Here is an 18,198-nt window from a genome sequence, read left to right as displayed (position 1 = left end):
CTAGACCGCGGCGTGGCCGCCGGTCGACCCGAACCCGCCCTCGGCTCGCGCCGACCCGGGCAGTTCGGCCACCTCGTGGAAGCGGGCCTTCTCGACCTGCTGGATGACCAGCTGGGCGATCCGGTCCCCTCGGCGGAAGCTCACCGCCTCGCGCGGGTCCAGGTTGACGACGATCACCTTGATCTCTCCACGGTACCCGGCATCGACCGTCCCTGGGGCGTTCACCAGAGCAACTCCGCAACGAGCTGCCAGGCCGGACCGGGGGTGGACGAAGGCCGCGTAGCCGTCGGGCAGCGCGATGGCGATCCCGGTCGGGAGCACGGCGCGCTCGCCGGGGGCCAGCTCGGCGTCGACGGTGGTCCGCAGGTCGGCACCGGCGTCACCGGGCTGCGCGTACGCGGGCAGCGGCAGCTCGGCGTCGATTCGCCTGATCAGAACGTCGACGGGAGGACGGGGGGTGCTGCTCAAGGGTTCACCTCAAAGGCTCGGGCGCGCTTCATCAGATCCGGGTCGTCGAGGACCTTCTCGATGTCCTCGGGCCGACCGTGCGTGGTGAAGTGTTCCAGCTTCACCTGGATGAAGAGTGCCTGCGCACGCACGGCGACCGGTCCGTCCGGGCCGCCGATCCGCGCCTCGGCGGCGCTGTAGATCTTGCGGCCGTGCACGCCGGTGATCCAGGCGCGCAGGTGCAGCACCGAGCCGACGGGCACCGGGCGGACGAAGTCGGTCTCCAGCCGGCCGGTGACGGCCGGGGCGTGCAGCAGCCAGTTCAGCGTCCCGAGCGTCTCGTCCATCGCCGTGGTCAGCAGGCCCCCGTGGGCCAGGCCGGGGCCGCCCTGGTGGGTCGGGCGGACGGTGATCTCGGCGGTGACGTCGAGCCCCTCGCCGGCCACCGCGTCGATCCGCAGGCCGCCGGGGTGTGCCGGGCCGCAGCCGAAGCAGTGCTCGTAGTGCGAGCCGAGCCGGCTGCCCGGCGCCGGGGCCTCGGGGGCCCGGGGCGGCAGCACCGCGTCCGGCGGGGGCGTGGTCGGCGACGGCGGGCGCGGCGGGGCCGTCGGCGTGGTCGGCGACGGCGCGGTGCTCGGCGCCGGCGGGGCGGACGGGGAGGCGGGGGCGGTGGAACCGGTCACGCCGCCCGACCCTACCCGCCGGTAGCCGCGCGGGGAGCGGGGGTGCCGTCCCTGCGCCGGCGTAACGGCGCCCACAATGGGGGCATGTACGACGAACGCCTCACCGTGCCGCGCTCCTGGTGGTTGCTCCCGGTCGCGATCGGGCTCACGCTCGCGTTGATCCTGCTGCGTCTCAGCGCGGTGGGCGCGCTGGTCGGGCTGGTGGTCGGCATCGCGGCCGGCGCGGCCGCGATCAGCAGCTACGGCTCCGCCCGGATCCGCGTGGTTCAGGGATCGCTGGTCGCGGGCCAGGCCCGGATCCCGGTCGACGCCCTCGGCACCGCGCACCCGCTGAGCCCCGCCGAGGCGGTGGCCTGGCGCGGCCGCAGCGCGGATCCGCGCGCCTTCATGCTGCTGCGCAGCTACGTCCCGACCGCGCTGCGGGTCGAGGTCAGTGATCCGGCCGACCCGACGCCGTACCTGTACCTGTCGACCCGCTCGCCGATGAAGCTGGCCGAGGCGCTGGAGGCGGCCCGCCGCGGCGCCCGCACCTGACGCGCTGCCGGGCAGTCCGCCCGGCAGCGCCGCAGCGAGGGCCCGGGGCGCGAGAGACCCGGCGAACGGAGAGGGACGGTTCCGCCGAAGCGGGACCGTCCCTCTTGTCTCCGTACTCCGCGAGGTGCCGCTCGAGGTGCGGCACGACACGCGTACAAGGTGCTGCGCTGGCTACTGCCTGACTCCGTACTGCCGGTGCGTCCGCCTCGACGGTCGCCGGAGCTGCCGTCCGGCCCCGCTGCCCGGGGCCGGAAGGGACGGTGTGCCGGTCTCGCTGGCTGCGAGGCCCGGGCCATGACCGCCCTCGTGCTCAGGCGCCGCAGTCCCGGCAGATCGGGTTGCCGTTCTTCTCGCTGTACAGCTGGCTGCGGTGGTGCACCAGGAAGCAGCTCATGCAGGTGAACTCGTCGGCCTGGCGCGGCAGCACCCGGACGGAAAGCTCCTCGTTCGAGAGGTCGGCGCCGGGAAGCTCCAGGCCCTCGGCCGCCTCGAACTCGTCGACGTCGACCGAGCTACCGGTCTTCTCGTTACGCCGAGCCTTCAGTTCCTCGATGCTGTCCTCGTTGAGGTCGTCATCGGTCTTGCGTGGGGTGTCGTAGTCCGTTGCCATTTTTTCGCTCTCCCCCTCCGGGTTGTGCGGTGTGTGCGGGTATCTCCAGCGCACGTAACGCATGGGGGGTCGGTCTTGTGCCCGACCCGAGGCGGAGATTTTGCCTTACTTCAAGCCCTGTTACTCAATCGACACTCAGCCAGGGGTCCGTTGGGGTGATCCGATCAAGGGCCGGAGGCCTCACGCTGGGCCATCGCCGGCCCGTGCGCGGGGCCGTCCGGCGGGCACGCACAGTGACCAATGGCCGCCCCACCGGCCGCCCGCTCCCTTGCCCACCAGGGGCGGGCGCCGATCCACCGGGCCGGATCCGATGGCCGATTCGCTCACGGACGGCAACCGGAGCGACGTCGGCCATGATCACGCTCCGAGGTCGGGCCAACCCTTGCAGCGACACGGTGTGACCTTCGTCACGTTCCGAATCTTCCGGGGCAAACCACGGAAAATCCACCCAAGCGGAGCGGCCTGATCCACGCTGTGCCGCCCCCGCCGGTTCGTGTCCGGCCGCTACCGGTCCCGGACCGGCCCACCACCGGTCCGCCACCGGCGCGCGTCGCCGGCGGACGGCGCGTGCCGCCCGCCGGCCGCCCCCGCGGCCACTCCGCCACCGGGAGACCTACCGGGAGGCCTACCGGGCGGCCTGCCGGGCCGCACGGCGGGCGAGCAGGGCCGCCTGCCGCTCGTCGAACTTGGTCGCCTGGGCGTCCAGGCCGCCGAGGAAGACGCCGAGCTCGTCCTGGGCCTGCAGGCCGTCGGGGCCGAGGCCGGAGACCTCCATGACCTTGAGGTGGCGCAGCACCGGCTGCAGCACGTCGTCGTGGTGGATGCGCAGGTTGTAGACCCCGCCGATGGCGATCTGCGCGGCGGCCCGCTCGAAGCCGGGGATGCCGTGGCCGGGCATCCGGAAGTCGGTGACCACGTCGGAGATGGCCCGCATGGCCTGGTCGGGGGCGATCTCCAGGGCGGCCTTGAGCAGGTTCCGGTAGAAGATCATGTGCAGGTTCTCGTCGTTGGCGATCTTCGCCAGCAGCTGGTCGCAGAGCGGGTCGCCGGCGTGGTGGCCGGTGTTGCGGTGCGAGATGCGGGTGGCGAGCTCCTGGAAGGCCACGTAGGCCACCGAGTGCAGCATGCTGTGCGAGTTGTCGGACTCGAAGCCCTCCGACATGTGGCTCATCCGGGCCCGCTCCAGCTCGTTCGGGTCGACGGCCCGGGTGGCGAGCAGGAAGTCGCGGATCGCTATGCCGTGCCGGCCCTCCTCGGCCGTCCAGCGGTGCACCCAGGTGCCCCAGGCGCCCTCGCGGCCGAACATGGTGGCGATCTCGTGGTGGTAGCTGGGGAGGTTGTCCTCGGTCAGCAGGTTGACCACCAGCGCGACCCGGCCGAGCGGGGTCACCTGGGACTGCTCCAGGGACCAGGCCTCGCCGCCCAGCACGCCCTCGAAGTCGCGGCCCTGGCTCCACGGGACGAACTCGTGGGGCATCCAGTCCTTGGCGACCTTGAGGTGGCGGTTGAGCTCCTGCTCCACCACCTCTTCGAGGGCCATGATCAGTCGCGCGTCGGTCCAGGCGCTGGATCCGAGCGAGGCGGTCCGCTGCACGGGGGCGATGGTCACGATCAGGCTCCTGGGGGCACTGGCACGCGCGGGACGGGCGCGCTGGGCGGGCACGTCGGGGACGCACGGTCGGGTTCACCTACGGTTGCGTAGGTTACGACACCGTAAGTTGCTCGGACCGGAAATGACAAGCCGCCCCCGCCAGGGCTTATGTCGTCTTGACAGGCCCGGCGGGGGCGGCTCGGAACGGTCGGCGCACGGAGTGCGGCCGACCCGGTCGGCGCAAGGGGGGCGAGAAGGCCCTGCGCGGGTGGTCAGGCGCCCGGAACACGCACCCGCATGGTCAGGCCCCCTCCGGCACGCGGGGTGGCCTCGACGGTGCCTCCGTGCGCCCGGACCACCGAGCGGACGATCGACAGGCCGAGCCCGACCCCCTTGTCGCTGCGGGTGCGGTCGGCGCCCTTGACCCGGCGGAACGGCTCGAAGATGTGCTCCAGCTCGTAGCCGGGGACGACCGGGCCGGTGTTCGAGACCACCAGCTCGCCGCCGCCCGGCACCTCGGCGGTGGTGATCTCGACCCAGCCGCCGGCGACGTTGTAGCGCACCGCGTTCTGCAGCAGGTTCAGCGCGAGCCGCTCCAGCAGGACGCCGTTGCCGCCGACCACGACCGGCGTGAGCGTGGCGCGCAGCTCGACCTCGCGCCGGCCGGCCTCGGCCCGGGTCTGCTCCAGGGCCCGGGCGGCCACCTCGGAGAGCTCCACCGCGCGGCGGTCGGTCAGCTCGTTCTCGCTGCGGGCGAGCAGCAGCAGGCCCTCGACCAGCTGCTCGCTGCGCTCGTTGGTGGCCAGCAGGGTCTTGCCGAGCTGCTGGAGGTCGGCCGAGGCGGCCGGGTCGGAGAGCTGGACCTCCAGCAGCGTCCGGTTGATCGCCAGCGGGGTTCTCAGCTCGTGCGAGGCGTTGGCGACGAAGCGGCGCTGGGAGTCGAAGGAGCGGTCCAACCGGTCGAGCATGTCGTCGAAGGTGTCGGCGAGCTCCTTCAGCTCGTCGTCCGGCCCGTCCAGCTCGATCCGCCGGTGCAGGTCGGAGGAGGCCACCTCGCGGGCGGTGCGGGTGATCCGGCCGAGCGGGCGCAGCACCCGGCCGGCCATCGCGTAGCCGGCGATGAAGGCGATCACCGCGAGGCAGACCAGCATGGTGAGGGACTTGCGCAGCAGCGTGTTGAGGGCGGCGTTGGAGGCCACCTCGTGCCGGCCGGCCAGCATCTGGTTGAGCTGGTCGCTGCTCATCGGGACGCCGCCGACCATGAACACCGAGGAGACGTTCCCGTTGCGGTCGAGCACGCTGAAGTCGAGCTTGGGCGGCGCCACGTCGTGCAGGGCCTGCCGGACGAAGAAGTACATCAGCAGCAGCAGCACCACGCCCGCCATCAGGAACATCCCGCCGTAGAGCAGGGTGAGGCGCATCCGGATGGTCGGGCGGAACGGCAGCCAGGCGAGCATGCCGTCACCGGGGACGTAGGTCTCGTGCGAGGCGTGGTGCAGCCGGGGCGCGCGCGGCGGGTGCTCGGGCTTCGGCGGTACGGGCCTGGACGGTACGGCGCGCGGGCCGCCGGCGGGCGCGCCGGAGGGCCCGCCGGCCGGGGGCGGGGTGGTCATGATGGTCCTCTCGGAGCGCGTCCGCCGGGCGGGCGGGCGCGGTGGGCCGGCCGCGGGGGCCGGCGGGGGTCAGATCCGGTAGCCGGAGCCGGGGACGGTGACGATCACCGGCGGGTCGCCGAGCTTGCGGCGGAGCGTCATCACGGTGACCCGCACGACGTTGGTGAACGGGTCGGTGTGCTCGTCCCAGGCCTTCTCCAGCAGCTGCTCGGCGGAGACGACGGCGCCGCCCGCCCGCATCAGCACCTCCAGGACGGCGAACTCCTTGGGGGCGAGCTGGACGGTCCGCCCGTCGCGGATCACCTCGCGGCGGCCGGGGTCGAGCGAGATGCCCGCGCGCTCCAGCACCGGGGGCAGCGGGACGGTCGCCCGACGGCCCAGCGCCCTGACCCGGGCGACGAGTTCGCTGAAGGCGAACGGCTTGGGAAGGTAGTCGTCGGCGCCGATCTCCAGGCCCTCGACCCGGTCGCTGATGTCGCCGGAGGCGGTCAGCATGATCACCCGGGTGGCCAGCCCCTGCTCCACCACGCTGCGGCAGACGTCGTCCCCGTGGACCAGCGGCAGGTCGCGGTCCAGGACCACGACGTCGTAGTCGTTGACCGCGATGCGCTGGAGCGCGGCCTCCCCGTCGTACACCACGTCGACAGCCATGGCCTCGCGGCGCAGGCCGGTGGCCACGGCCTCGGCGAGCAGCTGCTCGTCCTCGACGACGAGAACCCGCACGGTCGTTGTCCCTTCTCCAGGCCGGCCCCGGAAGCGGACGCGCGGCTCCGACGGTGGTCCCCATCCTGCCTGGTCGGGCGGTAAAGCAGCGATAAGCTGCCCCGGAGGCACGTTCGCACCGGGCGGCGCGGCGGCGGCGGGGCACGGTTCGTGGCGGGAACACTCCGCTTGGACTGTGACACAGGCAACTTTCTCGCCCGGGGAGGTTTCCTCCGCCCGGGGGCGGGGAGGACAGGTGCACACCCGCGATCTGGCTGTTGGCCGATCGCACCCACCCGCCGTGCGTTCATCCGCGCCGGCCCTGGGGCTGGGGCGTCACGGGAGCGGCCGAGGGCCGTCTCCGCGCCCGACCGGAGATCTCGACCTGCCGGATCGGACGCTTCCGCTGACCTTCGCATCCCGGGGCGGGGGACGCACGAACGTGCACGTCCGACACAGTAAGGGGGCCCGTATGGACGCCTTCACCGCCGGAATCCTGCAGCGCATAGCCAACGCCGAGCAGGACCTGCACCGCGCGATCGAGGCCGGGGACGAATTCCTGGCCGAGGTGGAGCAGTCCGAGCTGGACGATCTCCGCCGGCTCGCCGCCGAGCACGGCGTGGACACGGTGCTGGAGCGCCACCGCACCGCTGCCTGAGCCACCCGACCGACCCGACGCCGGACCTCCGGCACCAGCGGCCCTGCGGGGGCCGTGCGAAACCCAAGCCCTGGCATCCGTCGTGTGTGCCAGGGCTCTTCGCTGCCCGGGGCCGGGCCCGCCCGCAGGCGGGCCCGGCCCCGGGCCGGGTCTGCCGGTCAGCCCCGGTCCGCCCAGGCCCGCAGCCCGGCCAGCCGCTCCTGGAGCGGCTCGTAGACGCCCGGGGCGGCGGCGACGGTCAGCTCACCGTCCGGACCGTGCCCGGGGCGGCCGCCGACCAGCGCGCCCGCCTCGGCGGCGATCAGGCAGCCGGCCGCCCGGTCCCAGGGCGCCAGCCCGCGCTCGTAGTACCCGTCCAGCCGCCCGGCCGCGACGTCGCAGAGGTCCACCGCGGCGGCCCCGCCCCGGCGGATGTCGCGGACCTCCGGCATCAGCGCAAGCAGCACCTCGGCCTGCCGGACCCGCACCTGCTGCACGTAGTTGAAGCCCGTGCCGATCAGCGCCTGCCCCCACGGCGGGGCCGCGCGGACGGCGAGCGGCCGGCCGTCCAGCCGGGCGCCACGGCCCCGCACCGCCTGGAACAGCTCCCCGCGCGCCGGGGCGTACACCACGCCGACGACCGCCTCGCCGTCCAGCTCGGCGGCCACGCTGACGGCCCACGAGGGCAGCCCGTACAGGTAGTTGACCGTGCCGTCGAGCGGGTCGACCACCCAGCGGACCCCGCTCGTGCCGGGCCGGTCGGCGCCCTCCTCACCGAGGTAGCCGTCGGCCGGGCGGCGGGTGCCGATCAGCTCCACGACCAGCTTCTCGGAGGCGAGGTCCATCTCGGTGACGACGTCGACCGGGCTGCTCTTGGTGCCCGCGACGCCCAGGTCGGCGGGCCGGCCGTCGCGCAGCAGCGCGCCCGCCCGCCGGGCGGCGTCCAGGGCGACGTCGAGCAGTTCGTCGAGCAGTTCGGGGCTGGGCACGGGCTCTCCTCGGGGCGGGATCAGCGCTCGGCGGCGGCCGGGCGGGGGGCGCGCGGGTTGGGGCAGCAGGCCACCGCGCAGACGTCGTGGGCGGGGCCGAGAGCACCCAGGGCGCAGCGGGTGACGGCCTCACCGCGCTCGGTCGCGGCGCGTTCCAGGACGAGCTCGCGCACGGCGGCGGTGAACCGCGGGTCGGCGCCGACGGTGGCGGCGCGGGCGACCGGCAGGCCGAGCTCGGCGGCCCTGGCCACCGCCTCGGTGTCCAGGTCGTACTTGACCTCCATGTGGTCGGAGACGAAGCCGATCGGGACCATCACCACGGCGGGCGCGCCGTCGGCCCGCTGCGCCTCCAGGTGGTCGCAGATGTCGGGCTCCAGCCACGGGACGTGCGGGGCGCCGCTGCGGCTCTGGTAGACCAGCTCCCAGGGGCGGTCCGGCACGCCGGTGCGCCCGGCGACGGCGTCGGCGATCAGCCGGGCCACCTCCAGGTGCTGGGCGACGTAGGCGCCGCCGGGCCGGCCGCGGGCCGGGTCGTCCGGTGCGCCGGAGGCCTCGGCCATGCCGTCCGGGATCGAGTGGGTGGTGAACGCCAGCCGGGCGCCGGCCCGGGCCTGCTCGGGCAGCGCGTGCAGGGCGGCCACGGTGGCGTCGATCATCGGCTCGACGAAGCCCGGGTGGTTGAAGAAGTGCCGCAGCTTGTCCACCCGCAGGGCCGGCTGCCCCTCCGCGGCGAGCGCCGCGAGGGCGTCGGCGAGGTTCTCCCGGTACTGGCGGCAGCCCGAGTAGCCGGCGTAGGCGCTGGTGGCGAGGACGGCGATGCGGCGGTGCCCGTCGGCGGCGATCTCGCGCAGCGCGTCGACCAGGTAGGGCGCCCAGTTGCGGTTGCCCCAGTAGACCGGCAGGTCGAGGCCGTGCTCGGCGAAGTCCTTGCGCAGTGCGGCCAGCAGCTCACGGTTCTGCTCGTTGATCGGGCTCACCCCGCCGAACATGAAGTAGTGCTTGCCCACCTCCTTGAGCCGCTCCTTCGGGATGCCCCGGCCGCGGGTGACGTTCTCCAGGAAGGGGACGACGTCCTCGGGGGCCTCGGGCCCGCCGAAGGAGAGCAACAGCAGGGCGTCGTACGGCCGGGCGGCGATCGGAGCGGCGCCGGGAGGTGAGGGATTGCGCACGTCGGACATGGCACCGATCCTGCCACTGAGGGGCCGGACGGCGCCGTCGGGGCGGCACCGGGTGTCCGGAAAATACTGTTCGCCAAGGTACGTAAGCTGTGTTGACCAGCCTTGTTCCTTACCCCACGGAGCTCCCCCGTGCTCTCCACTTACCGCCAGATATTCACCGCCCCCGGCAGTCTGGCCTTCTCCTCGGCCGGCTTCATAGCCCGGCTGCCGATCTCGATGACCGGCATCGGCATCGTGACCATGCTCTCCCAGTTGAGAGGGTCGTACGGGCTGGCGGGCGCGGTGTCGGCCACCCTGGCGGTGGCCGCCGGCGCACTGGGGCCGCTGGTCTCCTGGCTGGTCGACCGCCACGGGCAGCGCCGGGTGGCCCTCCCCGCCGCCGCGATCACGCTGGCCGCCGGGGCCGGGCTGCTGCTCTGCGCCCACTTCGGCGCGCCGTCCTGGACGCTGTTCGTGTTCGCCGTCGGGATGGGCGCGATGCCCAGTGCGGGCGCCATGGTCCGCGCCCGCTGGGCCCACCTCTACCGGGACGACGCGCCCAGGCTGCACACCGCCTACTCCTTCGAGGCCGTGGTCGACGAGTTCTGCTTCATCGTCGGCCCGATCCTCGCCGTCGGGCTGGCCACCACCGTGTTCCCGGAGGCCGGCGTGCTGGCCGCCGCCGTCGCACTCGCCGTCGGCACCGTGCTGTTCACCGCCCAGCGCCGCACCGAGCCGCCGGTCCACCCCGCCGCCACCCGCGGCGGCGGCAGTGCCATCGCCAACGGCGGCCTGGTCGTCCTGGTGCTCACCTTCATCGCCACCGGCGCGATCTTCGGCTCGGTCGAGATCGTCACCGTCGCCTTCGCCGACGCCCAGGGGCACAAGGAGCTGGCCAGCTTCGTCCTCGCCGTGTGGGCGCTCGGCTCCGGCCTGGCCGGCCTCGTCTACGGCGCGCTCAAGCCGCAGGGCTCGCTGGCCAACCGGTTCTTCGCCGGGGTGGTGATGATGGCGCTCAGCATGATCCCGATCCTGCTCGTCGCCTCGACCGTGCACGGCCCGGGCGGGCTGATCGCGGCCGGCGCGGCCCTGCTGGTCGCCGGCGTCGCCATCTCCCCCACCCTGATCTCCGCGATGGCCCTGGTCGAGCGGCTCGTCCCGGCCTCCCAGCTCACCGAGGGCATGGCCTGGACCACCACCGGGCTCGCCATCGGCGTCGCCCTCGGCTCCTCCGCCGGCGGCTGGGTGGTCGACGCCTCCGGCGCCTCCGCCGGATACTGGGTACCGCTGGTCGCCGGGGTGTTCGGCGTGCTCGTCGCCCTGGCCGGGCTGCGCCGCCTGCGGGCCGGAATCGCCGGCCCCGGGACGGCCCGGTCCAGCGGGCAGACCGCCGGCGCCGAACACTGAACCCGGCACCTGCGGGCGGCGGACCGTAGACCTCGAACGGCCGACTGACTACTCTCCTCCCTACCCGCGGCCTACCCGCGGGTAGGGAGACCGCAGGGCGGGCCGGCCGCCCCGGAGCGAGCCGACGCGTTCGGCCACGGAGCAGGAGGCACCGCATGCCCCAGGCCAGTACCGCACCCCGCACCCGCTGGACCAACTGGGCGGGCAACCAGAGCGCCCACCCGGCCCGGGTGGTCACGCCGGGCACCGCGGAGGAACTGGCCAAGGAGATCCTGCGCGCAGCCGACGCGGGCCGCACCGTCAAGGCCGTCGGCTCCGGCCACTCCTTCACCTCGATCGCCTCCGCCGGCGACGGCGTCCTCGTCCGCCCGCACGCCCTCACCGCCGTCCGCGGCATCGACCGCGAGGCCGGCACCATCACCGTCGAGGCCGGCCTCCCGCTCTCCCGGCTCAACCGCGTGCTCGCCGCCGCCGGGCTCTCGCTCACCAACATGGGCGACATCGAGGTGCAGACCGTGGCCGGCGCGACCAGCACCGGCACCCACGGCACCGGCCGGGACTCCGGCTCGCTCGCCGCCCAGATCCGAGCCCTGGAGATCGTCCTCGCCGACGGCAGCGTCCGGCACTGCTCCCCCACCGAGAACCCGCAGCTCTTCCAGGGCGCCCGGCTCGGCCTCGGCGCGCTCGGCGTGATCACCGCGCTCACCTTCGCCGTCGAACCGGCCTTCCTGCTCACCGCCCACGAGCAGCCGATGCGCTTCGACGAGGTGCTGGACCGCCTCGACGACCTCACCGCCGTCAACGAGCACTTCGAGTTCTACTGGTTCCCGCACACCGACCGCTGCTCCACCAAGCGCAACAACCGCAGCCAGGGGCCGGCCGCCCCGCTGCCCCGGTTCAAGGAGTGGCTGGAGGACGACTTCCTCTCCAACATCGTCTGGGAGGGCGCCTGCCGGGTCGGCCGGCGCTTCCCCGGCGCCGTGCCCACCATCGCCTCGCTGGCCAGCCGCGCCTGGTCGGACCGCAGCTACACCGACACCGCCCACCGGGTGTTCACCAGCCCGCGCAAGGTCCGCTTCCTGGAGATGGAGTACGCGGTGCCGCGCGCGGAGGTGGCCGGGGTGCTGCGCGAGCTGCGGGCCATGGTGGAGCGCTCCGACTGGCGGATCAGCTTCCCCGTCGAGGTGCGCTTCGCCCCCGCCGACGACATCTGGCTCTCCACCGCCAACGGCCGGGACAGCGCCTACATCGCCGTCCACCTCTACCGCGGCACCGCCGAGCAGGGCTACTTCACCGAGGTGGAGAAGCTGATGGCCGCCCACCACGGCCGGCCGCACTGGGGCAAGCTGCACACCCGCGACGCCGGCCACCTCGCCGAGGTCTACCCGCACTTCGCCGACTTCACGGCGCTGCGGGACGAGGTCGACCCGCAGCGCCGCTTCGGCAACGACTACCTGCGGCGGGTCCTGGGCGCCTGAGGCCGGTCCGGCGGCCCCGGCCCGCAGCGACACCCGGACCGGCTAGCCGACCGTCGCGCCCGAGGGGGCGGCGGCCGGCGCACCGGTCGGGGCCGGCGGGTTCGGGCTCGCCGCGCCGGACGGTTCGGCGGCGCCCCCGCTCGCGGTCGCCCCGCCGGACGGCCCGGCCGAGGACCCCGCGGAGGGGCCGGCGGACGCACCCGAGGAGACTCCGGCGGACGGCGTCGGCCCCGGGCTCTGCGACGGCGAGGCCCCGCCGCTGCTCCCGGCGCCCGGGCTGCGATCCGGAACGGCCGGCGCCGAGGCACCGCCGTCCTTCCCCGGCGAGGCCGACGCGCCGCCCGTCGGTGCGCCGGTGGGGCCGCCGGACGGCCGGCCGGCCGGGGCGGACGGGTCCGCGGGCTTCGGGCGCACCGTGCCGCCCAGCGAGGTGCCGCTGCCCGCCTCGCCCTTCACCGTCGCCGACACCGGCTGCCCGGTGGCCAGTTCGAAGCCGACGATCGGCACCATCGCCAGGACGAAGACCAGCCCGGACACCGCCGTGTACGTCTTCCACGTCCACCGGCGGCGCACCCGGACCACCTGCGGTGCGTTCCACTCCGGGGAGAGCGCCGGGGAGCCCACCGGGGAGACCGGCCCGGCCGGGGCCGCTGCGTCCGCCGCGCCGGCCGGGGCCGGGAGGTCGCCCGGCACCTGGCGGAGCCCGTTCACCGCCGCCCCCGGACCGGTCCGCTCCACCGCGCCGCGCCATTGTTCGCCGGTGCGCCGGAAAACGTGCTGGAACACCGCACTTCCGGTGGTCGCCCCGACACTCACCACCGCCGCGCCCAGAATGGTTCCGTAGACGCCGAGTTCGGAGGCGAGCACTGCCCCCACCACGGTGGCGAGTGCACTGGCCGCGACCTGAGCCACACTCAGGTCAATTCGCCTGCGACCTTCCTCCTCGACCTCCCCGGCCGGCTTCGCGGCAGTCTTCTGCTCCGGCATCAACATCCCTCGGTTCGTACGACTGTTCTTCGAACAAGTCACTCCATCTTGCCCAAAGAAGGACACAAGGGACGAAAATGCGGTTCTGCGCGGGGGATATATGTGAAGATGATCACCGTGCCCCGGTCGATCGTCCTCCATCGGGGGAGCGCGCTCTTGAGATTCCCGTGAATCGCGGGAGACTTGAGCGGCGAGCCGCCCCTTTGGATGCCACGAATGGAGTACTGTTCGTAAAGCCCGAGCCCTGGGTCGACTTGTCGACTGGCCATCACCTGGCAGATCGACAAAGAGCCACGGCGCAGGCACGCACGGCGACGCCCGTCCCGGACCGTCGCGAAACACTTCGCGTGCGAGTACGGCCGGGACACCCAGGCGCGACGTCAACAGGTGACGTGGCAAAAAGGCAACCGTGCCACAGCGGCGAGCCCGGGCGTAAGCCCGACACGCCGGGGAACTCAGCAAGGTTGTGGCCAGTCGCGAGCGGGCAGGCCACACTCAGTACGGGAGCAGCGACGCAGGTGACGTCGGCAGGCACCACCCGGGAGGTAACCGTGCCCGAACTGCGGGTTGTGGCCGTCAGCAACGACGGCACACGGCTGGTGCTCAAGGCTGCCGACAGCACGGAGTACACCCTCCCCATCGACGAGCGGCTGCGCGCCGCCATCCGGGGTGACCGTCCGCGCCTCGGCCAGATCGAGATCGAGGTCGAGAGCCACCTCCGGCCGCGTGACATCCAGGCGCGGATACGAGCCGGTGCCTCCGCCGAGGAGGTCGCCCAGGCCGCCGGCATCTCCGTCGACCGCGTCCGCCGCTTCGAAGGACCGGTACTCGCCGAGCGCGCCTTCATGGCCGAGCGCGCCCGCAAGACCGCCATCCGCCGGCACGGCGAGTCCACCGGACCGCAGCTGGGCGAGGCCGTCGCCGAGCGGCTCGCGCTGCGCGGCGCCGAGAAGGACACCGAACGCTGGGACTCCTGGCGGCGCGACGACGGCACCTGGGAGGTCATCCTCTCCTACCGGGCCGACGGCGAGGGCCGCAGCGCGTCCTGGACGTACGACCCGCCGCGCCGCCTCGTCCAGCCCAACGACGACGAGGCCCGCGCGCTGATCGGCGAGAACGTCGAGCGCGAGGAGGAGTCGATCTTCCCGTTCATCCCGCGGATCGCCCGGCTCCCCCAGGACCGGCCGCTGCGCCCGATGATCGACCGACCGTCCGCCGACCGCATCATGTCCTCCCGCGAGGTGCGGGAGTCCCGCGAGGCCACCGCCGACGCGCGCGACTCCCTGACCAGCCTGCTCGACGTCGTCCCCGCCTTCCGCGGCGACCTCGCCGTCGGCGCCCCGCCGTCGATCGAACCGGTGCCCGCCGAGGTCGCCGAGGAGACCGAGGAGCCGGCCGCCGCCGCACCCGCCGTCGGAGCCGGCTCGGCCTACGCGGACATCCTGATGCCGCGCGCCGTCGCCCCGCACCGCGAACGCCTGGTCGGCACGACCGACCGGCAGGCCGAGGCGGACGGCGTCCGCCCCGGGCGCCGGGCCACCGTGCCGAGCTGGGACGAGATCGTCTTCGGCAGCCGGCGCAAGAAGCAGGAATAGCCGTCCTCGGCGAAGGGGCGGGAGGCCGGCCTCCCGCCCCTTCGCCGTGCCCGGGCTCCGGCCGCGCCCCGCCCCGCCCCGGTCTCAGCCCGGCAGGCCGGTGACCGCCACCGGTCGCCCCCCGTCGCTCGACCACTCGCTCCACGACCCCGGGTACAGCGTGGCCGGCAGGCCCGCCACCGCGAGCGCCAGGATCTCGTGCGCCGCCGTCACCCCCGAACCGCAGTACACCGCCGTCTCCCGCTCACCCGCACCCAACGCGCGGAACCGCTCGGCCAGTTCGCCGGCCGGCCGGAACCGCCCGTCCGGGCCGACGTTCTCGGTGGTCGGCGCGGACACCGCACCCGGGACGTGCCCCGCCCGCGGGTCGATCGGCTCGGTCTCGCCGCGGTAGCGCTCACCGGCCCGCGCGTCCAGCAGCAGACCCGACCGGGCCCAGGCCGCGGCGCCGTCGCCGTCCACCGTCGGCAGCTGCCCCGGCACCGGCACGAAGTCCCCGGCCTCCGGCGCCGGCACCACCTCGGTCACCGGCAGCCCGGCCTCCTGCCAGGCCGCGAACCCGCCGTCCAGCACCCGCACGTCGGGGTGCCCGGCCCAGCGCAGCAGCCACCACGCCCGGGCCGCGGCCAGCGAGGTCGCACCGTCGTAGACCACCACCGGCCGGTCCGCGCGGACCCCGGCGCGGCGCATCGCGGCCCCGAACTCCGCCGGCTCCGGCAGCGGGTGCCGGCCACCACGCCCCGGCGGACCGGCCGGCGCGGCCAACTCCGTGTCCAACGCGACGAAGTGGGCGCCGGGCAGGTGACCCACCGTGTAGTCCTCGATCCCGGGCGGGCCGCCGAGCTGCCAGCGCACGTCGAGCAGGACCGGCGGACGGTCCGAACCGAGCGCCTCCCGCAGGCCGGCCACCGAGACCAGCGGGGAGTCGTGAGAAGTCGTCATGGCGGTCATTCTCGCGCAGCACCACCACCCCGACGCTCTTTGTGCGGTCTTTGCCGGACTTTCCGCGCGGCCCGAGGGTTCGGCGCGCGCCAGGGTGGAACCATCACCCTCACGTGCACAGCTCCGTGCGCCGACCGCCCCTGAGGAGGCCCGCATGCCCGCGGTGCAACTCCGGCTCGCCCAGGGCACACCGTGCTGGGTGAGCCTGATGACCGACGACCTGGCCGGCGCCCGCGCCTTCTACGCCGAGCTGCTCGGCTGGACGTACACGCCCGGCCCCGCCCAGCTCGGCGACTACGTCCGGGCCGAACTCGACGGCGCCCCGGTCGCCGGGCTCGGCGTCCTCGCCGCGACCGGCTTCCCGGTGCAGTGGACCACCTACTTCGCGGTGGACGACGCCGACCGCACGGCCCAGCTCGTCCGCGAGTGCGGCGGCACGGTCGCCGTCGGCCCGCTGCAGGCCGAACGGGCCGGGCGCCTCGCGATCGCCGCCGACGTGTCCGGCGCGGTCTTCGGCCTCTGGCAGGGCGAGGAGCACCCCGGCCGGGAGGCCGGCCCCGAACCGGGCGGGCCCGCCTGGGCCGAACTGCTCACCCCCGACGAGTCGGGCGCCGCGGGCTTCTACGGCGCCGTCCTCGGACGGCCCGTCGCCGCGGACGGCGGCGCATCCGCCCTGCTGGTGGACGGCCGGCCGGTCGCCGGCATCCGGCCCGGCGCCGAACTGCGCGGGCACCCGCCCCGCTGGCGCGTCCACTTCGCCGTCCGGGACGCCGACCTGACGGCCCGTCGCACGGTCGAACTGGGCGGCCGGGTCCTGGTGGGCCCGCACGACGCCGGGCGCGGCCGCCAGGCCCGGCTGGCCGACCCGCAGGGCGGCCACTTCTCCGTCCTCGAAGCGGCCTGACGGCCCCCGGTCAGGCCTGCTGCTCCTCGAAGGGCAGCACGTCCGGGGAGAGCACCGAGGCACGGGCGGTCGCGGCCGTCAGCCGGCGGCGGTGGTGCCGGCGGCAGAGCACCTCGTAGCCGACCTCGTCCTCGCGCACCGAGATGTCGCCGATCACGACCTGGGCCCCCTCGACCACCATCACGCCGCCGACCGTGCGGGCGTTGTGGGTGGCCCGCGCGCCGCACCAGCAGAGCGCCTCGACCTGGAGCACCTCGACCCGGTCGGCGAGCTCGATCAGCCGCTGCGAGCCGGGGAAGAGCCTCGTCCGGAAGTCCGTGGTGATGCCGAAGGTGAAGACGTCGATGCCGAGTTCGTCGACCACCCGGGCCAGCTGGTCGACCTGCTCGGCGGCGAAGAACTGGGCCTCGTCGCAGATCAGGTAGTCCACCCGGCCGCCGGCCGACAGCCGGTGCACCACGTGCGCGTGGAAGTCGAAGCCGTCCGCCACCTCGACCGCCTCGGCACGCAGACCGAGCCGGCTGGAGATGGTCGCCGCACCCGCCCGGTCGTTGCGGGTGAGGATGATCCCCTGCCGGCCGCGGGCGGCGTGGTTGTGGTCCATCTGGAGCGCGAGCGTCGACTTCCCGCAGTCCATCGTGCCCGAGAAGAACACCAGTTCAGCCATGGGTGGAGCAGAGGCCTTTCAGAGAGGGGGAGTTCGCGCGGAGCGGGGGGTTCACGCGCGGACTTCGAGCAGGGGCACGAACTGCTCGACCGGGGTCATCGAGCCGTGCAGGCCGATCATCGCGGACTCGCCGGGCTCGTTGCGGGAGGCGACCACGGCCACGTCGTCCCGCGCGGCGGCGACCACGTCGCCGATCCGGTGGTAGACCCGGTCGTCCACCGACGGGCCGAACCAGCCGGCCGCGATCGCCTCGTCCCGGGTCGCGACCCACATCCGGTCGCCGAGCACCTCGCTCCACACCGTGTACACGTCGGCGGCAGCCCCCGGCACGGCGTACACGTGCCGGGCCCGGCCCTCGCCACCGAGCAGCGCGACGCCCGCACCGAGCTCCCAGTCCTCGTCGAAGTCGATCCGGTCCTCGGGGGCGATGTCGATCATGCCGTGGTCGGCGGTCACGTACATCGCCGAACGCGGCGGCAGCTGCCGGGCCAGCCGGCGGGCGAGCCGGTCCACCGCGTCGAGCGTCATCCGCCACTCGTCGGAGTCCACCCCGAACCGGTGCCCGGCACCGTCCAGCTCACTCACGTACGTGTAGACGAGGGCGCGGTCGTGCTCCGCCAGCCAGGCGGCGGCCCGGTCCATCCGCTCCTCACCGGTGGTGCGGCCCATGAACGTGCCGCCGGAGAGCGCCACCCGGGTCAGCGGCGTCTGGGCGAACAGCGGCGAGGACACCTGCGCCGTCGCCACCCCGGCCGCCTGCGTCCGCTCGAACACCGTCGGGTACGGCTGCCAGAGCGCCGGATCGGTGTGCGGCTGCCAACGCAGCTGGTTCATCAGGTAGCCGGCGCCCGGCACCGCCACCGTGTAACCGGCCAGGCCGTGCAGACCCGGCGGGGTGCCCGTGCCGACCGAGGCCAGCGAAGTGGCGGTGGTCGACGGGAAACCGGCGGTCAGCGGGCGGCCGGAGCCGCCGAGCGAGCTGCCGGCCAGCGAGGAGAGGAACGGCGCGTACTCGGGGTGGCGCAGCAGCAGCTCCCAGCCGAGACCGTCGACCAGGAACACCACCACCCGGTCGGCGGGCTCGATCGGCAGCGTCGCGGTGAACCCGGGCACCTCCAGGCCGGCCGCCACCGACGGCAGCAGGTCGCAGAGCGAACCGGCGCCGTACGGGGGCGCCGGAGCGGTGGCGGGGTCGAGGATCTCGAAGGCGTCGTGGCCGTCAGGGGCGAAGGACATGGCTGAGGGGCAGGCTTCC

The 18,198-nt window shown here is 74.2% G+C and carries 18 protein-coding genes; 6 read left to right on the top strand and 12 right to left on the bottom strand.

What is annotated here, in order from left to right:
- The gene (dut, locus tag OH807_RS28120; RefSeq protein WP_406204047.1) at window positions 1–468 is read right to left on the bottom strand and encodes a dUTP diphosphatase; all 468 of its coding nucleotides are present in this window, start codon (window positions 466–468) and stop codon (window positions 1–3) included.
- Window positions 465–1,007, bottom strand: a complete 543-nt coding sequence (locus OH807_RS28115; RefSeq protein WP_406211243.1) for a PaaI family thioesterase — start codon at window positions 1,005–1,007, stop codon at window positions 465–467. The genes dut and OH807_RS28115 overlap by 4 nt, the downstream gene beginning before the upstream one ends.
- A 207-nt stretch (window positions 1,008–1,214) precedes the next feature.
- Between OH807_RS28115 and OH807_RS28110 the strand changes: the two genes are divergently transcribed.
- On the top strand, window positions 1,215–1,664 hold the full coding sequence (locus tag OH807_RS28110) for a DUF3093 domain-containing protein (RefSeq protein WP_406204044.1): 450 nt from the start codon (window positions 1,215–1,217) through the stop codon (window positions 1,662–1,664).
- Between the two features lie 310 nt (window positions 1,665–1,974).
- Here OH807_RS28110 and OH807_RS28105 read toward each other — a convergent pair whose 3' ends face one another.
- From OH807_RS28105 to OH807_RS28090, 4 genes are all read right to left on the bottom strand, one after another.
- Window positions 1,975–2,274, bottom strand: a complete 300-nt coding sequence (locus OH807_RS28105) for a DUF4193 domain-containing protein (protein ID WP_148642658.1) — start codon at window positions 2,272–2,274, stop codon at window positions 1,975–1,977.
- Window positions 2,275–2,899: 625 nt separating this feature from the next.
- Window positions 2,900–3,883, bottom strand: coding sequence for an acyl-ACP desaturase (locus OH807_RS28100; protein ID WP_406204041.1), 984 nt, complete (start codon window positions 3,881–3,883; stop codon window positions 2,900–2,902).
- A 254-nt stretch (window positions 3,884–4,137) separates the two neighbouring features.
- Window positions 4,138–5,478 (bottom strand): sensor histidine kinase, encoded by a 1,341-nt coding sequence (locus OH807_RS28095; protein ID WP_406204039.1) that lies wholly within the window; start codon window positions 5,476–5,478, stop codon window positions 4,138–4,140.
- A gap of 69 nt (window positions 5,479–5,547) precedes the next feature.
- Complete coding sequence (locus OH807_RS28090) at window positions 5,548–6,201, bottom strand: response regulator transcription factor (RefSeq protein WP_400830078.1); 654 nt, start codon at window positions 6,199–6,201, stop codon at window positions 5,548–5,550.
- Window positions 6,202–6,652: 451 nt separating this feature from the next.
- Here OH807_RS28090 and OH807_RS28085 point away from each other — a divergent pair, with 451 nt between their 5' ends.
- Entirely contained in the window at window positions 6,653–6,838 is a 186-nt protein-coding gene (locus tag OH807_RS28085) for a hypothetical protein (protein ID WP_030301315.1), read from the top strand.
- 158 nt (window positions 6,839–6,996) lie between these two features.
- Here OH807_RS28085 and OH807_RS28080 read toward each other — a convergent pair whose 3' ends face one another.
- Together OH807_RS28080 and OH807_RS28075 are read right to left on the bottom strand one after the other, a co-directional pair.
- The gene (locus OH807_RS28080) at window positions 6,997–7,806 is read right to left on the bottom strand and encodes an inositol monophosphatase family protein (protein ID WP_406204035.1); all 810 of its coding nucleotides are present in this window, start codon (window positions 7,804–7,806) and stop codon (window positions 6,997–6,999) included.
- Window positions 7,807–7,826: 20 nt separating this feature from the next.
- On the bottom strand, window positions 7,827–8,984 hold the full coding sequence (locus OH807_RS28075) for a ferrochelatase (RefSeq protein WP_406204032.1): 1,158 nt from the start codon (window positions 8,982–8,984) through the stop codon (window positions 7,827–7,829).
- A 129-nt stretch (window positions 8,985–9,113) separates the two neighbouring features.
- On the opposite strand from OH807_RS28075, the gene OH807_RS28070 reads away from it, so the two are divergent.
- Both OH807_RS28070 and OH807_RS28065 read left to right on the top strand, forming a co-directional pair.
- Entirely contained in the window at window positions 9,114–10,370 is a 1,257-nt protein-coding gene (locus OH807_RS28070) for an MFS transporter (RefSeq protein ID WP_406204029.1), read from the top strand.
- Window positions 10,371–10,525: 155 nt separating this feature from the next.
- A complete protein-coding gene (locus OH807_RS28065; protein WP_406204027.1) occupies window positions 10,526–11,848 on the top strand; it encodes a D-arabinono-1,4-lactone oxidase in 1,323 nt (440 codons plus the stop codon).
- Between the two features lie 42 nt (window positions 11,849–11,890).
- Here OH807_RS28065 and OH807_RS28060 read toward each other — a convergent pair whose 3' ends face one another.
- Window positions 11,891–12,835, bottom strand: coding sequence for a hypothetical protein (locus tag OH807_RS28060; protein ID WP_406204024.1), 945 nt, complete (start codon window positions 12,833–12,835; stop codon window positions 11,891–11,893).
- A gap of 518 nt (window positions 12,836–13,353) precedes the next feature.
- Between OH807_RS28060 and sepH the strand changes: the two genes are divergently transcribed.
- The gene (sepH, locus tag OH807_RS28055; protein WP_406204021.1) at window positions 13,354–14,430 is read left to right on the top strand and encodes a septation protein SepH; all 1,077 of its coding nucleotides are present in this window, start codon (window positions 13,354–13,356) and stop codon (window positions 14,428–14,430) included.
- An 84-nt stretch (window positions 14,431–14,514) separates the two neighbouring features.
- Here sepH and OH807_RS28050 read toward each other — a convergent pair whose 3' ends face one another.
- Window positions 14,515–15,372, bottom strand: coding sequence for a sulfurtransferase (locus OH807_RS28050; protein ID WP_406204018.1), 858 nt, complete (start codon window positions 15,370–15,372; stop codon window positions 14,515–14,517).
- A gap of 154 nt (window positions 15,373–15,526) precedes the next feature.
- Here OH807_RS28050 and OH807_RS28045 point away from each other — a divergent pair, with 154 nt between their 5' ends.
- Window positions 15,527–16,276 (top strand): VOC family protein, encoded by a 750-nt coding sequence (locus tag OH807_RS28045; RefSeq protein WP_406204015.1) that lies wholly within the window; start codon window positions 15,527–15,529, stop codon window positions 16,274–16,276.
- A gap of 10 nt (window positions 16,277–16,286) precedes the next feature.
- Here the strand turns inward: OH807_RS28045 and OH807_RS28040 are convergent, their stop codons facing one another.
- Together OH807_RS28040 and OH807_RS28035 are read right to left on the bottom strand one after the other, a co-directional pair.
- Entirely contained in the window at window positions 16,287–16,943 is a 657-nt protein-coding gene (locus OH807_RS28040) for a thymidine kinase (protein ID WP_406204013.1), read from the bottom strand.
- A gap of 51 nt (window positions 16,944–16,994) precedes the next feature.
- Window positions 16,995–18,179: an alkaline phosphatase family protein gene (locus OH807_RS28035; RefSeq protein WP_406204010.1), complete on the bottom strand. Its 1,185-nt coding sequence runs from the start codon at window positions 18,177–18,179 to the stop codon at window positions 16,995–16,997.
- Window positions 18,180–18,198 lie beyond the last annotated feature (19 nt).

It is taken from the genome of Kitasatospora sp. NBC_01560, assembly GCF_045208415.1.
Taxonomy (GTDB): Bacteria; Actinomycetota; Actinomycetes; order Streptomycetales; family Streptomycetaceae; genus Kitasatospora.
Note: the sequence above shows the minus strand (reverse complement) of the source record. Positions and strands in the feature narration are given on the sequence as shown.

What these genes read in the sequence shown, in the direction of transcription:
- OH807_RS28110 (WP_406204044.1), top strand. Translation starts at nt 1,215, where the DNA reads ATGTACGACGAACGCCTCACCGTGCCGCGCTCCTGGTGGTTGCTCCCG.
- OH807_RS28105 (WP_148642658.1), bottom strand. Translation starts at nt 2,274, where the DNA reads ATGGCAACGGACTACGACACCCCACGCAAGACCGATGACGACCTCAAC.
- OH807_RS28095 (WP_406204039.1), bottom strand. Translation starts at nt 5,478, where the DNA reads ATGACCACCCCGCCCCCGGCCGGCGGGCCCTCCGGCGCGCCCGCCGGC.
- OH807_RS28085 (WP_030301315.1), top strand. Translation starts at nt 6,653, where the DNA reads ATGGACGCCTTCACCGCCGGAATCCTGCAGCGCATAGCCAACGCCGAG.
- OH807_RS28075 (WP_406204032.1), bottom strand. Translation starts at nt 8,984, where the DNA reads ATGTCCGACGTGCGCAATCCCTCACCTCCCGGCGCCGCTCCGATCGCC.
- OH807_RS28065 (WP_406204027.1), top strand. Translation starts at nt 10,526, where the DNA reads ATGCCCCAGGCCAGTACCGCACCCCGCACCCGCTGGACCAACTGGGCG.
- OH807_RS28060 (WP_406204024.1), bottom strand. Translation starts at nt 12,835, where the DNA reads ATGCCGGAGCAGAAGACTGCCGCGAAGCCGGCCGGGGAGGTCGAGGAG.
- OH807_RS28050 (WP_406204018.1), bottom strand. Translation starts at nt 15,372, where the DNA reads ATGACGACTTCTCACGACTCCCCGCTGGTCTCGGTGGCCGGCCTGCGG.
- OH807_RS28045 (WP_406204015.1), top strand. Translation starts at nt 15,527, where the DNA reads ATGCCCGCGGTGCAACTCCGGCTCGCCCAGGGCACACCGTGCTGGGTG.
- OH807_RS28040 (WP_406204013.1), bottom strand. Translation starts at nt 16,943, where the DNA reads ATGGCTGAACTGGTGTTCTTCTCGGGCACGATGGACTGCGGGAAGTCG.
- OH807_RS28035 (WP_406204010.1), bottom strand. Translation starts at nt 18,179, where the DNA reads ATGTCCTTCGCCCCTGACGGCCACGACGCCTTCGAGATCCTCGACCCC.